Source organism: Pseudomonas sp. NPDC089530 (genome assembly GCF_050280705.1).
Classification (GTDB): Bacteria; Pseudomonadota; Gammaproteobacteria; order Pseudomonadales; family Pseudomonadaceae; genus Aquipseudomonas.
Genome location: NZ_JBNNVU010000015.1, coordinates 1 through 13,370 on the forward strand (window position 1 = coordinate 1; position 13,370 = coordinate 13,370).

12 protein-coding genes and 1 tRNA gene are annotated in these 13,370 nt (G+C 61.5%); 4 read left to right on the plus strand and 9 right to left on the minus strand.

The features are described 5' to 3' along the window. On the plus strand, nucleotides 1-2,547 hold a 2,547-nt coding region (locus ACQKQA_RS08495; RefSeq protein ID WP_427555475.1), incomplete at its 5' end, for an Ig-like domain-containing protein. A 109-nt stretch (nucleotides 2,548-2,656) separates the two neighbouring features. Here ACQKQA_RS08495 and ACQKQA_RS08500 read toward each other — a convergent pair. From ACQKQA_RS08500 to dapA, 5 genes are all read right to left on the minus strand, one after another. Further along, nucleotides 2,657-2,746, minus strand: a tRNA-Ser gene (locus ACQKQA_RS08500). 84 nt (nucleotides 2,747-2,830) lie between these two features. Continuing rightward, nucleotides 2,831-3,544 (minus strand): phosphoribosylaminoimidazolesuccinocarboxamide synthase, encoded by a 714-nt coding sequence (gene purC / locus ACQKQA_RS08505; protein ID WP_124349872.1) that lies wholly within the window; start codon nucleotides 3,542-3,544, stop codon nucleotides 2,831-2,833. Nucleotides 3,545-3,572: 28 nt separating this feature from the next. Continuing rightward, nucleotides 3,573-4,331 (minus strand): MBL fold metallo-hydrolase, encoded by a 759-nt coding sequence (locus ACQKQA_RS08510; protein ID WP_427555479.1) that lies wholly within the window; start codon nucleotides 4,329-4,331, stop codon nucleotides 3,573-3,575. A gap of 4 nt (nucleotides 4,332-4,335) precedes the next feature. Further along, nucleotides 4,336-5,448, minus strand: coding sequence for an outer membrane protein assembly factor BamC (bamC, locus tag ACQKQA_RS08515; protein WP_427555481.1), 1,113 nt, complete (start codon nucleotides 5,446-5,448; stop codon nucleotides 4,336-4,338). Between the two features lie 17 nt (nucleotides 5,449-5,465). Continuing rightward, a complete protein-coding gene (gene dapA / locus ACQKQA_RS08520) occupies nucleotides 5,466-6,344 on the minus strand; it encodes a 4-hydroxy-tetrahydrodipicolinate synthase (protein ID WP_427555483.1) in 879 nt (292 codons plus the stop codon). Between the two features lie 327 nt (nucleotides 6,345-6,671). On the opposite strand from dapA, the gene ACQKQA_RS08525 reads away from it, so the two are divergent. Beyond that, a complete protein-coding gene (locus tag ACQKQA_RS08525; RefSeq protein ID WP_427555484.1) occupies nucleotides 6,672-7,232 on the plus strand; it encodes a glycine cleavage system protein R in 561 nt (186 codons plus the stop codon). A gap of 10 nt (nucleotides 7,233-7,242) precedes the next feature. Beyond that, nucleotides 7,243-7,716, plus strand: coding sequence for a peroxiredoxin (locus tag ACQKQA_RS08530; RefSeq protein ID WP_427555487.1), 474 nt, complete (start codon nucleotides 7,243-7,245; stop codon nucleotides 7,714-7,716). Nucleotides 7,717-7,783: 67 nt separating this feature from the next. On the opposite strand, the gene ACQKQA_RS08535 is transcribed toward ACQKQA_RS08530, so the two are convergent. Beyond that, the gene (locus ACQKQA_RS08535) at nucleotides 7,784-8,854 is read right to left on the minus strand and encodes an AI-2E family transporter (RefSeq protein ID WP_427555489.1); all 1,071 of its coding nucleotides are present in this window, start codon (nucleotides 8,852-8,854) and stop codon (nucleotides 7,784-7,786) included. A 29-nt stretch (nucleotides 8,855-8,883) separates the two neighbouring features. Beyond that, the gene (locus ACQKQA_RS08540; protein WP_007930235.1) at nucleotides 8,884-9,123 is read right to left on the minus strand and encodes a sulfurtransferase TusA family protein; all 240 of its coding nucleotides are present in this window, start codon (nucleotides 9,121-9,123) and stop codon (nucleotides 8,884-8,886) included. A gap of 97 nt (nucleotides 9,124-9,220) precedes the next feature. On the opposite strand from ACQKQA_RS08540, the gene ACQKQA_RS08545 reads away from it, so the two are divergent. Further along, nucleotides 9,221-10,654, plus strand: a complete 1,434-nt coding sequence (locus ACQKQA_RS08545; RefSeq protein ID WP_427555493.1) for a M48 family metalloprotease — start codon at nucleotides 9,221-9,223, stop codon at nucleotides 10,652-10,654. A 75-nt stretch (nucleotides 10,655-10,729) separates the two neighbouring features. Here ACQKQA_RS08545 and ACQKQA_RS08550 read toward each other — a convergent pair whose 3' ends face one another. After that, nucleotides 10,730-12,157, minus strand: coding sequence for a DegQ family serine endoprotease (locus ACQKQA_RS08550; protein WP_427555495.1), 1,428 nt, complete (start codon nucleotides 12,155-12,157; stop codon nucleotides 10,730-10,732). A 248-nt stretch (nucleotides 12,158-12,405) separates the two neighbouring features. Continuing rightward, nucleotides 12,406-13,368: a MucB/RseB C-terminal domain-containing protein gene (locus tag ACQKQA_RS08555; protein ID WP_427555497.1), complete on the minus strand. Its 963-nt coding sequence runs from the start codon at nucleotides 13,366-13,368 to the stop codon at nucleotides 12,406-12,408. Between the last annotated feature and the right edge of the window lie 2 nt (nucleotides 13,369-13,370).

Genomic DNA, 13,370 nt, shown 5'->3' on the forward strand with positions numbered 1-13,370 from the left:
GGCGCGCTGTTCGACGACCAGGCGATCGCGGTAAGCGTGACGGGGGTCAACGACAACAGCCCGGTGATCACCTCCAACGGCGCTGGTGCGACGGCGTCGGTCAACGTCGCGGAGAACACCACGGCCGTCACGACGGTGACGGCGAGCGATGCCGATCTACCGGCGCAGACGCTGAGCTACTCGATCCTGAACACGGCCGGGACGGACTTCAGCAAGTTCTCGATCAGTTCGAGCGGCGTGCTGACGTTCAACTCGGCGCCCGATTACGAGAATCCCCAGGATATTGGCGGTACCGACGGCGACAATGCCTACGTTGTGGACGTTCAGGTCTCCGACGGCAATGGCGGAACCGACACGCAGACCATTACGGTAAACGTGCAGAACGTGGTTGAAACGCCCGTGGATACCGTGCCGCCGACGGTGACCGTGACGGGGACGGCCTTAGGGAGCTCGATCGGCTCAATGTCGACCGTCACCTTCCAGTTCAGTGAGACCGTGACCGGCTTCAGCCTCTCGGATGTCTCGGTGACTGCATCCAGCGGAACGCCCCGCGGAACCTTCAGTAACTTTACCCAGGTCGACGGCGATACCTACACCGCGACGCTGACCAGAACGCTGGGCGGTAGCGTGAAAGTCGACGTTGCCGCCAACAGCTATACCGACCTGGCGGGTAATCTGGGCGCTGCCGGCAGCAGCGCAAACCTTCCGGCAGGCGTTGCCGGCACCCCCATCAACCTGGCCCTCAAGATGCCACTGACCGACCTCAACGGTCCTGTAACGGTGGCCATCAGCGGTGTTCCGTCGGGGTGGGTGTTCAACGCAGGAACCGACAATGGCGACGGCACCTGGACCGTGCAGACCAACGATCCCGGCGCATTGACCGTGACAACCCCAAGTGATTTCGCGGGTGCGTTGGTGCTCGATATCAACCTGTACTGGAGCAACAGTGATGGCAGCAGCGCAAGCGCCTACGTGTTCAACAACGTCGAAGCCTATGCCCCGGGCGCGCCGATCTTCGCCTTGTCCGCTGACGACAACCTGACCGGCTCATCCGGTGCCGACACTTTCGTCTTCGCCCAGCCGATCGGTAATAACCATATCTACAACTTCGATATCACGGCGGACAAGATCGACTTGATCGGCTTCACAGGTGTCACCGGCTTTGCTGACTTGGGCCTCACCCACGACGCAAACGGCAATGCGCTGGTCAATATCGGTTCCGGCCAGACGGTCACCCTCGAAGGTGTCGACGCGGCGCACTTGAGCGCAGCGAACTTCCAGTTCGATGCGGACCCGGTCACCCACAACACCGGCATCCTCAGCATTGCCGACGGCGCGATCATGCCGTTCGGTGGCAGCATCCAGAACAGCGGCATCATCGAACTCGACTCCGCCGGCAACCAGACCAGCCTTGAGATTCTGTTCCGTGGCGCGACCCTGACCGGTGGCGGCCAGGTGCTGCTATCCGACAATGCACACAACATGATTTTCGGCGGCAGCGCCGACACGGTGCTGACCAACGTCGACAACCGCATTTCCGGCGCCGGCCAGTTGGGCGGCGGGCAGATGGCACTGGTCAATACCGGGCTGATCCTGGCCAACGGCTTGAACAGCCTGGTGGTCGACACCGGCAGCCACACCATCAGCAACGGCGGGGTGCTGGAGTCCACAGGCGCAGGCGGCATGACGGTGGCCAGTGCGGTCGAAAACACCGGCCACCTGTGGGCCAACGGTGGCAGCCTGCACCTGCTGGCCGACGTGACCGGCAATGGCAGCGCGACCCTCGACGGCAACACCAGCCTGACTTTCGACGGTGCCGCACAAGTGTCCGTCGCCTTCCACGGCGAAGGCGCGGGCTCACTGGTGATCGCACAAGCTCAAGCAGCGGATTCGCTGATCGGCATCCTCGGCCTTGAAAACGATGACTTGCTGACGTTCGGCGATCTCGCGTTCGGTGCCAACACCCAGCTCAGCTACACCGCCAACGCCTCGGGCAGCGGTGGCCTGCTGACGGTGGATGACGGCACGCATCAAGCCAGGGTGAACCTGCTGGGGCACTACTCGGTGGACGACTTCCTGGCCACCGACGGCGGCGCGGCCGGCACCCGCGTCAGTTACCACGGAGGCCCCAGCGGCACACTGGTGGGCAGCATGTCCGCGGACACGCTCAGTGGCGGCGACGGCAACGACATCATCGTGGGTCGTGGCGGCGAGGACACGCTCAGTGGTGGCGCGGGAGCCGACGTGTTCGCCTACCTCAACCTGAATGAAGGCGGCGACCATGTCCTCGACTACAACTTCGCCGCAGGTGACACGATCGACCTCTCCGCGCTGCTCAAGGCCAACTTTGTCAGCGGCACCAGCCAGGTGTCCGACTTTGTCCAACTGGTGCAGTCCGGCAACAACATCACGGTGCAGGTGGACGCCGATGGCGCCAACAACGGCAAGAACTTCGTCGACGTGACGGTGCTGGACAACATTGGCACGCCCGCCCCCGATATGGTGCGGGCCTGGTTCGGGGATGCGGAGCATACGCTGATGGCCTGATGCATCGGACCCGGCAAGGATTCTTCACCCCCCAGATGGGGAACAAGCGGAGGAACAAAAACAGCCAGAAACGAAAAAGCCCCGTAAAAACGGGGCTTTTCGTTAAATATGGCGGAGAGATAGGGATTCGAACCCTAGGTACCCGCGAAGGTACAACGGATTTCGAATCCGTCCCATTCGGCCACTCTGGCATCTCTCCAACGGCGCGCATCATAACAGCACCTTTGCCCGAAGCGAAGCCCCTCGAGCAAATTTTTTCCGTGCTATCAGTCGGTTGCGTCGATTACAGCGGTACACCCAGACGGTTGGCGACTTCTTCGTAGGCTTCGATCACATCACCGAGGCCCTGACGGAAGCGGTCCTTGTCCATCTTCTTCTTGGTGTCCTTGTCCCAGAGGCGGCAGCCGTCCGGGCTGAATTCGTCACCCAGCACGATGGAACCGTCGCTGAATACGCCGAACTCCAGCTTGAAGTCCACCAGCAGCAGGCCGGCATCGTCGAACAGCTTGCTCAGGACTTCGTTGACCTTGAGCGACAGCTCTTTCATGCGCGCCAACTGCTCGGCGGTGCCCCAGCCGAACGCCACGACGTGGGATTCATTGATGAACGGGTCGCCCTTGGCGTCGTCCTTCAGGAACAGTTCGAAGGTATAAGGATTGAGCTTCAGGCCCTCTTCCACACCCAGGCGCTTGACCAGGCTGCCAGCGGCATAGTTACGCACGACGCATTCGACCGGGATCATGTCCAGCTTCTTCACCAGGCACTCGTTGTCGCCCAGCAGCTTGTCGAATTGGGTCGGCACGCCGGCCTCTTCGAGCTTCTGCATGATGAAGGCATTGAACTTGTTGTTCACCATGCCTTTGCGATCGAGCTGCTCGATACGCTTGCCGTCGAACGCCGAGGTGTCGTTGCGAAACAGCAGGACCAGGCGGTCGGCGTCGTCGGTCTTGTAAACCGATTTGGCTTTGCCACGGTAGAGTTCTTCACGTTTTTCCATGATGGGCTCCGCTTGCTAAGTAGGTGGGCTAGGCGATATGTCGCCAGTCGAGCCCTGAATCTTGATCGGCCAGTTGCAGCCAGTCCGGGTCGCACCCGAGGGTGTCGACAAAACATTGCCGGGCCAGCTGCGGCAGGTTGTTCTTGCTGCTCAGATGGGCCAGCACCAGATGTTGCAGGTCTTGCCAGCCCAACTCGGCCACCAGGCTGGCGGCCTGGTGGTTGTTCAAATGTCCCCTTTCCCCGCCAACCCGCTGCTTGAGGAAATACGGGTAGTAACCTCGCGCCAGCATATCCCGGCAGTGATTGGCCTCGATCATCAAGGCATCCAGCCCGCGATAGCGGTCGATCACCGTGTCACAGTAGGAACCCAGGTCGGTCAACAGGCCGAAACGCCGCTGACCATCACTGAACACATACTGCACAGGCTCCAGCGCATCGTGAGCGACGCCGGTTACATCGATGCTCAAGGCGCCGACCTGAAGCGTTTCGCCACCGGCGAGAAAGCCCGCGGGGTCCACCGGTTTGCGCATCCCACGCAAGGTGCCGCGACTGAGGTAGACCGGTAAATTGTAGCGCCGAGACAGCAAACCCACGCCATGCACGTGGTCGGCATGTTCGTGGGTTACCAGGATCGCGCTCAGCTGCGCGGGGTCTACCCCCAGGCGCAGCAGGCGCCGCTCGGTTTCCCGCAGGGAGAAACCACAATCCACCAGGACGTAGGTGTCGTCACTGGCTATCAGCGTGCCATTCCCTTGACTACCACTGCCGAGAACGGCGAAACGCATCGGATCAGCCCAGGTTGTCCTGAATCACGCTCAACACCTTGCGCGCCACTTCAGCCGGGGCAACGGTGTTGATGTCCTTCTCGACGGTGACCTGGACGTTGTCGCCCACCTTGCTCAGGCGAACCTGATAACGCTCGGCGCGGGCTTCGACTTCTTCCTTGGCCGGGGTGCTGCCGAACAACTTGCCAAAGAAACCTGGCTCGTCGTTTTTCTTCTGGGCTTTTTCCGCCAGGTTGATGTAGTACAGGCCCAGGCTGCGGTTGATGTCTTCAACGCGCCATTCGCCCTGCTCCAGCGCGCGGCCGACGCTCGACCAGGCGCGATCGAGGTCTTCGCCGAGGTAGAGCACCACGTTGCCGCTGCCGTCTTCGGTCAGGCTGACACGGCTAGGGGTATCGAAATCACGCGCGGCCAACAGGGACACCGAACCGCCCTTCTCGGAGCTGCGGCTCATGCTGGCGAGCATTTCGTCGACCAGCGCGGCATCCAGGCTAGTGTTGACCGAGCGGTTGGTGAAATCGACGCTGGAAGTGCTGCCGGCAGGACGCTCGGCGCTGACCACGTAGACTTCACTGGTATTGCGCTGCACGCCTGGCTCGATACGCACCCGTACACGGGTTTCGTTATCGGCCGAACCCACGCTGCCCAGGCGCTTGGCCATGGACGCGGAGAGTTCGTCGGAACGCTGCCAGGCGGTGGTGAACTCGCCGGTCTGCGGACGTTGTTCGTCAATACGGAAACCGTTGTCCTGGAAGAACTGCATCGCCACCGGCCAGACTTCGGCCGGGGAGTGCTGGGCCATGACCCAACGCGAATCGCCGCTCTTCTGCAGGGTGTAGTCGCTGGCATCGGCCACCGAGCCCAACGGCTGCGGACGCGGCACGATGTATTCGCCCTTGACGGTGTCGTCGGCCACGTTGCGCGGGATCGGCAACAGTGGGTCGAGACGCTTGGAGGTGCTGACATCCGGCGGCAGTTGCATCGGAGCGGTCTGTTGCGCCTGCAGGTAATCGCTACCGCGGTCGCGGAAGTAACCTTCCGGCCCCCAGATCCATCCGCAGCCACTGGTGCTGGAGATAATCAAGGCAAGTGCGGAAAGTCCGGCCAATCGCTTCATGCGTAGTACTTCCTCAATTAAACCAATACGCCGGACTGGCGCATGGCCTGCCGCAGCGGTTCGTGACAGGCAGCACTGAGCCAGGTGAGCGGCAGACGGATACCGTTTGCCATCAAGCCCATTTCGCACAGGGCCCATTTCACGGGAATAGGGTTGGATTCGATAAACAGGGTCTTGTTGAGCGGCATCAGCTTCTCGTGGATCGCCCGGGCAGTGGCGGCATCGCCCCGCATCGCGGCGGCGCACATCTCGCTCATGGCCTTGGGCGCCACGTTGGCGGTCACCGAGATATTGCCCTTGCCGCCCAGCAGGATCAGTTCGACGGCGGTGGCGTCGTCGCCGGAATACACCAGGAAATCGCTGCTCACGCCGGCCATGATGTCCTTGGCGCGCTGCAGGTCGCCGGTGGCTTCCTTGATGCCGATGATGTTCGGCACGGTCGACAGGCGGATCACGGTTTCAGCCTGCATGTCGCAAGCGGTGCGGCCCGGCACGTTGTAGAGGATCTGCGGGATATCGACAGCTTCGGCGATGGCACGGAAATGCTGATACAGGCCTTCTTGCGTCGGCTTGTTGTAATACGGGGTCACCAGCAGGCACGCGTCGGCACCGGCGATCTTCGCATTGGTGGTCAGTTCGATCGCTTCGCGCGTCGAGTTGGCGCCGGTACCGGCAATCACCGGAATACGCCCTGCGACCTGAGCGACCACACGACGAATCACCTCGATGTGTTCGTTCACATCGAGGGTAGCGGACTCACCTGTAGTACCGACCGCGACAATGGCGTTGGTGCCCTCTTGCAGGTGGAAGTCCACCAGTTTGCTCAGGCTGTCCCAGTCAAGACGACCCTGTGCATCCATGGGTGTGACCAGTGCCACCATACTGCCCGCAATCATGCAACCGCTCCTGCCGGAAAAAGAGAGCGGTAATGGTACTGGCGCCAAGATGCTTGCACAAGCGAAGTACCGCGCTGCGAGCATTCCCCTGAGCGATGGATTTCGCTACCCTTCAGACTTTGATCGCTACTGACCAGCTTGTACGCCGGGTTCCAGCCTCCCTTTTCGGCATCCGAAGCCCCAATCCCGCGTTGCCGCCCCTCGCTCCAGCCTCAACGGAGCACGCCGCAACCCGGCGGTTCAGGGCCTCCGGAGCCGCATCCGAAGCTTTACCCCGTACTCGAGCCTGCAAAAAGTATCGACCGCTCATCGCTTTAGGAATGCTGCATGTCCACCCCCACAGTTCGCGAACAATTCCTTGTCATCAGTGCCCTCGGCGCCAACCCCATGGAGCTGACCAACGTCCTGTGCCGCGCCAGCCATGAAAATCGCTGCGCCGTGGTGACCTCCCGCCTGACTCGCCATGGCGAGTGCAGCGCGCTGATCCTGGAGGTTTCCGGCAGTTGGGATGCCCTGGCGCGCCTGGAGGCCGGCCTGCCGTCGCTGGCGAAGAAATACGCCTTCACCGTCAACGTGGTACGCAGCGCGGCCCTGGACAATCGGCCGCAGGCCCTGCCTTATGTGGCCTACGTCAGCGCCGCCTATCGCCCGGACATCGTCAACGAGCTGTGCCAGTTCTTCATCGACCACCATATCGAGCTGGAAAACCTGACCTGCGATACCTATCAGGCCCCACAGACCGGCGGCACCATGCTCAACGCCACCTTTACCGTGACCCTGCCGGCCGGCACCCAGATCAGTTGGCTGCGCGATCAGTTCCTGGACTTTGCCGACGCGCTGAACCTCGATGCGCTGATCGAACCCTGGCGCCCACAGAACCCAATGTAAGGAAGCTCCCATGGCCGTTGCCATCGACCAACCTGTCGCCCACTTCGAAGCCCCGGCCACCAGCGGTCAGACCGTCAGCCTGGCCGCGCTCAAGGGCAAGCAGGTGGTGATCTACTTCTATCCCAAGGACAGCACCCCGGGCTGCACCACCGAAGGTCAGGGCTTTCGCGATCAATACGCTGCGTTCAAGGCCGCCAATACCGAAGTGTTCGGCGTCTCCCGCGATAGTCTGAAGTCCCACGAGAACTTCAAGTGCAAGCAGGAATTCCCCTTCGAGCTGATCAGTGACAAGGACGAAGCCGTCTGCCAGCTGTTCGACGTGATCAAACTGAAGAAGCTCTATGGCAAGGAATACATGGGCGTCGACCGCAGCACCTTCCTGATCGACCAGGACGGCGTGCTGCGCCAGGAATGGCGCGGCGTGAAGGTGCCGGGGCACGTGGATGCGGTACTGGCTGCCGCCCAGGCGCTGAACAAGGCCTGAGCCTGGCAACAGAATGAAAAGGGGCGGCTGATTCAGCCGCCCCTTTCATTTCCAGAGCAGAACGGTTCTAGAGCAAGGGCGCCACGACCGGCTCTTTACGCGGCCAGGCATCCAGTACCGCCTTGAACAGGGTGGCCAGGGGAATGGCGAAAAACACCCCCCAGAACCCCCACAACCCGCCGAACAGCAGCACCGCACAGATGATTGCCACCGGGTGCAGGTTCACCGCCTCGGAAAACAGCAGCGGTACCAGCACGTTGCCGTCCAGGACCTGAATGATCCCGTAGACCGCCATCAGATAGATGAACTGATCGCTCCAGCCCCACTGGAACAAGGCAATCAAGGTCACCGGGACGGTCACCACCACCGCGCCGACATAGGGCACCACCACCGAAATCCCCACCAGCAACGCCAGCAGGGCCGCGTAGTTCAGCCCCAGGGTCACGAAGGCGATATACGTCACCCCGCCGCAAATGACGATCTCGATCACCTTGCCACGGATGTAGTTGGCGATCTGCCGGTTCATTTCCTGGGCCACCCGGGTGATCAAGGTCCGCTCGCGCGGCAGGTAACCACGCACCCACTGACTGATCATGACCCGATCCTTGAGGAAGAAAAACACCAGGATCGGCACCAGCACCAGATAAATCATCATGTTGACCAGCAACGGCAGGCTGGACAGCGAGAAGGTCAGCGCCCACTGGCCGAACTTGCCGATCTCGCCGCGCACCACCTCGATCGCCCGCAACACCTGCTCGTCGGACACCAGGTGCGGATAACGCTCCGGCAGCAGCAAAAGCAGCGATTGCCACTTGGCGAACATTCCCGGCAACTCATTGAACAAGGTGATCACCTGGTGCCACAGCAGCGGTACGACGACCACGATGAACACCAGCAGCAGCCCCATGAACAGGGCGAAGACCAGGCCCACCGCGGCACCTCCGGGCAAGCGCCAGCGCTCCAGGGTCAACACCAGCCCCTGCATCAGGTAAGCCAGCACCATCCCCGCCAGCACGGGCGCGAGCATGCCGCCCAGGGTCAGCACCGCGGTGAAGGCCAGGAACAACAGAACGGCCAGTACCACGGCCTCCTCGTCGGAGAAGTAGCGCTGAACCCAGTCGCGTAAAACCTTGAACATCGATGATCCTTAGTGATTTCCGGGCCTGTTCAGGCCTTCTTCAGCCAGTAACGATAGACCCCGGCTTCGTCTTCCTCGCGAAGCAGGGTATGACCGGCCAGACGGGCAAAAGTGCGAAAGTCGCGCTGGGAGCCGGCGTCCGTGGCGATCACCTTGAGCACTGCGCCACTGGCCAGGCGATTGAGCTCCATCTTGGCCTTGAGCAGTGGCAACGGACAGTTCAGGCCGCTGGCATCGAGCTCGGCGTCGTGGGCTACTGCATCAGTCATTGCGTCACTCCGGGAGGGTCGTCGAGGTGCCTAGAATATCTGGTCCAAGGCCTGGTGTCCGGCTACAGTAGACTCTTTGTCGACTAAGGCTTTGTGCATGACTTTTTTGCGCCCTACCCTGCTGACGCTCGCTTGCCTGCTCGCCTCACCAGGCTTCGCCGACGACCTGCCGTCACTCGGTGATGCCAGTTCTGCCATTGTCTCGCCACAACAGGAATACCAACTGGGCCGCGCCTGGCTGGCGCTGCTGCGCAGCCAGGTTTCGCAACTCAACGACCCGCAGCTCAAGGATTACGTCGAAACCAGCGTCTATAAACTGGTCGAGACCAGCCAGGTCAACGACCGGCGCCTCGAATTCATCCTGATCAACAGCCCGCAACTCAATGCCTTTGCCGCCCCCGGGGGCATTGTCGGAGTCAACGGCGGCCTGTTCCTCAACGCCCAGACCGAAGGCGAATATGCCTCGGTGCTGGCCCACGAACTGGCCCACTTGTCGCAACGCCACTTCGCCCGCGGCGTCGAAGCCTCGCAGCGCATGCAGGTGCCGATGATGGCCGCCCTGCTGGCCGGTATCGTGCTTGCCGCGGCGGGTGGCGGTGACGCTGGTTTCGCGGCCATCGCCGGCACCCAGGCCGCGGCCATCCAGGAACAACGGCGCTTTTCCCGGCAGAACGAGCAGGAAGCCGACCGTATCGGCATTCTCAACCTGGAAAAAGCCGGTTATGACCCACGCTCCATGCCGACCATGTTCGAGCGCCTGATGCGTCAGTACCGCTTCGACGCCAAGCCACCGGAATTCCTGCTGACTCACCCGGTCACCGAATCGCGGATCGCCGACACCCGTAACCGCGCCGAACAGGCCAAGGCCGGCGGCAAGGAAGACAGCCTGCGCTACCAGTTGATCCGCGCCCGGGTGCAACTGATCTACGAAGAGTCCCCCGGCATGGGCGCCAAGCGTTTTCGTGCCCAACTCGACGAAAACCCGAAAAACGACATCGCTCGCTATGGCCTGGCCATTGCCCAGATCAAGGGCAGCCAGTTCAACGACGCCCGGGAAAACCTGAAGCAGCTGCTGGCCAAGCAACCCAACGACATTACCTACAACCTGGCCCAGGTAGACCTGGACACCGCCACCAGCCGCTTCGCGGATGCCCAGGCGCGGGTGGACAAAATGCTTGCGCAGTACCCGGGCAACTACCCACTGAACCAGGTCAGGGTCGACCTGCTGCTCAAGCAGAATCGCCCGGCAGACGCCGAAAAAGCCCTGGAAAGTCTGCTCAAGACCCGCCCCGACGATCCGGACGTGTGGTACTCCGTGGCGGAAACCCGCGGCTTGTCCGGCAATATAATCGGCCTGCACCAGGCACGGGCCGAGTACTTTGCCCTGGTCGGGGACTATCGCCAGGCGATCCAGCAGCTGGATTTCGCCAAACGCCGCGCCGGCAGCAACTTCCCCCTGTCTTCGCGGATCGACGCTCGTCAGCGCGAGCTGATGGACCAGGAGCAGATGGTCAAGGACATGATGCGCTGAGCCTGCTGCGCCCACAAAAAAGCCCGCCTCTTTCGAGGCGGGCTTTTTTATTGCGCGATCAACCCGCGATACGGATTACTCGGCCAGCTTGAAGGTAATGAAGCTGGCACGCCCTTGGCGCAGGACTCGCATCGACACCGAACGGTTCTTCGGCAGTGCCTGGGCGATTTCGGTGAAGTTCTTGGCCGAAGTGATCGCCTGGTTATTCAGGTGAGTGATCACATCGCCTGGCTGCAGACCGATCAGCGCGGCTGGGCCGTCCTGCACTTCCTTGATCACTACACCGCCCTTGATGTCGTAGGTTTTCTTCTGCTCGTCGGTCAGCTCGACCACCGCGACACCCAGACGGTTGCTGCTGCGCTCGGCACCGGGCTTGCCGATGGCGTCCAGGGCCTGGTCTTCGTCCGGAATCGCACCCACGGTCAGCTCGATGTTCTTGCGCTTGCCGTCGCGAATCACTTCCAGATTGGCTTTCGCGCCCGCCTTGAGGGCACCCACCAGGTGCGGCAGGTCCGCCGACATGACGATAGGCTGACCATTCATGCTCAGGATCACGTCGCCGACCTGCAGGCCACCCTTGGCCGCCGGACCGTTGTCCTGGATCTGCGCCACCAGCGCACCGGCCGGTTTCTCCAAGCCGAAGGATTCCGCCAGGTCCTTGTTCACTTCCTGGATGACCACGCCCAGCCAGCCACGGCTGACCTTGCCACCGGCTTTCAGCTGGTTGGAAACATCCATGGCGACATCGATCGGGATCGCGAAGGACACGCCCATGAAGCCACCGGAACGGGTGTAGATCTGCGAGTTGATACCCACCACTTCACCGGCCAGGTTGAACAGCGGACCACCGGAGTTGCCCGGGTTGATCGGCACGTCGGTCTGGATGAACGGCACATAGTTTTCGTTCGGCAGGCTGCGACCGATGGCGCTGACGATGCCCTGGGTCACGGTGTGGTCGAAACCGAAAGGCGAGCCGATAGCCACCACCCACTGACCGGCTTTCAGGTCCTGGGATTTGCCCAATTTCAGCACCGGCAGGTCCTTGCCATCGATCTTCAGCAGCGCCACGTCGGAACGTGGGTCGGTACCGATCAGCTTGGCTTTCAGTTCGCTGCGATCGGCCAGGCGCACGAGGATTTCATCCGCATCGGCGATCACATGGTTGTTGGTCAGGATGTAACCGTCCGCCGAGATGATGAAGCCCGAACCCAGGGATTGGGCTTCGCGCTGACGATCGCCCCGTGGCGAGCGCGGCTGCTGCGGCATACCCCGCTCGAAGAACTCGCGCAGCATCGGCGGCAACCCTTCCAGGTCGGGCATCTGCGCGGAAACCTTGCGGTCCGGCAGCTTCTGCGTGGTACTGATGTTGACCACCGCCGGCGAAGCCTGCTCGACCAGTTGCGTGAAGTCAGGCAGCTCCGCCGCCTGTGCGGTAACGGCCTGACCGAGCACTAGCACAGTAGCGAAAATGGAGAGATAGGATTTCAAACGTGGTATCGACATACGGCTCCCATTGCAACGAGCGTGGTTAAGCGATAGGGAACAAGAAATACCGAGCGACTCATGCAGTACTTTTGTTCCGGAAACGACAAGGCCAGAACCTAGTGGTTCTGACCTATAAGAAAAAACAGGGGGTTTTGCAAATGAAAATCTTCACCGAACATTTAAGTATCTCGATTGCAGAGCCGGTATTGCAGACCTCTTACACAACCAACATTAACGCTCGATGAAGAACGCCCGGAGAGCACTCCTCACTGCGCCTTGGGCGCAGTGGCGTCGGTACGCATCGACAAGGCAATCCGCTCGGCGGTGCCGATAGGTATCTCACCCACCACCGTCACCATCATTTCGCCTTCGGGGGTAGTCAGACGCCGAGATACCGCCACGGTCGGGCCCAACTGGGTGCGGGTGTCGGTCACCGTCGCGCCATTGAGCGGTTCGAGGAATACCGAGAAGCGGGCCAGACCGTCGTCATACATCAGACTGTTGACCATCGTCTTGGTCTCGGGATCCTTGCGCGCACTGCTGCTGGTCAGCTCGAAACCTGGCGGCAGCCAGTCCGAATGCCAGGTCTGCGCGGCCTTCACCGCGGAAGCCTTGTCGCTGTCGAGAGCGACGGCCTTGCATTCGGCGCTGGCCTGCAACTCGCTATCGCGCGGCACATCCGCGGTATCCAGGCGAGTGAACTGGAAGCGCTCGAGCAACTGCCCCTTATCGTTCAACAGCAACGATTTCAGCGGCAGACCCGTCTCGCGGTCCAGATGCAATTCAAAACCATAACGGTGCTGGTCGCGCGGGGTCAGGGCAATAATGACCGCCGCACGCCCCGCCACACGTGACTTGCCGATGACGGCAAGGTCGTACCAATTCTTGAGCTTTTCTGGATCGAGGGAGTGGGCCGAAGAGTTGGGGGCATCCCCCAGACCGGCCACCAGCGTACCGCTGACACATTGGGTACGCCCATCGATACGCACCACCTCTTGAGCGGAACCGTCGAGCTGAATCAGCCGCTCACGGACCTGACCATCCTGGACGCGATGCCAGATGTTATGGGTAGAAAAACTACCGTTACGCTCGTAGACGAAAGTACCCTGGAAGCTTTGCTGCTGTTCCGCTTGCCCAAGACGCTTCAACCAGTCCTGAGCTTCGTCGGCGTGAGCTGGAACGATGAACCAGCCACTGAGCAGGAGCGAGAGTAGAGGGATGGCGCGCATGA

Excerpts from the sequence above, each read along its gene's own strand:
- dapA (WP_427555483.1), bottom strand. The coding sequence starts at position 6,344 with ATGATTGCGGGCAGTATGGTGGCACTGGTCACACCCATGGATGCACAG.
- ACQKQA_RS08540 (WP_007930235.1), bottom strand. The coding sequence starts at position 9,123 with ATGACTGATGCAGTAGCCCACGACGCCGAGCTCGATGCCAGCGGCCTG.
- ACQKQA_RS08525 (WP_427555484.1), top strand. The coding sequence starts at position 6,672 with ATGTCCACCCCCACAGTTCGCGAACAATTCCTTGTCATCAGTGCCCTC.
- ACQKQA_RS08545 (WP_427555493.1), top strand. The coding sequence starts at position 9,221 with ATGACTTTTTTGCGCCCTACCCTGCTGACGCTCGCTTGCCTGCTCGCC.
- bamC (WP_427555481.1), bottom strand. The coding sequence starts at position 5,448 with ATGAAGCGATTGGCCGGACTTTCCGCACTTGCCTTGATTATCTCCAGC.
- ACQKQA_RS08510 (WP_427555479.1), bottom strand. The coding sequence starts at position 4,331 with ATGCGTTTCGCCGTTCTCGGCAGTGGTAGTCAAGGGAATGGCACGCTG.
- ACQKQA_RS08535 (WP_427555489.1), bottom strand. The coding sequence starts at position 8,854 with ATGTTCAAGGTTTTACGCGACTGGGTTCAGCGCTACTTCTCCGACGAG.
- ACQKQA_RS08530 (WP_427555487.1), top strand. The coding sequence starts at position 7,243 with ATGGCCGTTGCCATCGACCAACCTGTCGCCCACTTCGAAGCCCCGGCC.
- purC (WP_124349872.1), bottom strand. The coding sequence starts at position 3,544 with ATGGAAAAACGTGAAGAACTCTACCGTGGCAAAGCCAAATCGGTTTAC.
- ACQKQA_RS08555 (WP_427555497.1), bottom strand. The coding sequence starts at position 13,368 with ATGCGCGCCATCCCTCTACTCTCGCTCCTGCTCAGTGGCTGGTTCATC.
- ACQKQA_RS08550 (WP_427555495.1), bottom strand. The coding sequence starts at position 12,157 with ATGTCGATACCACGTTTGAAATCCTATCTCTCCATTTTCGCTACTGTG.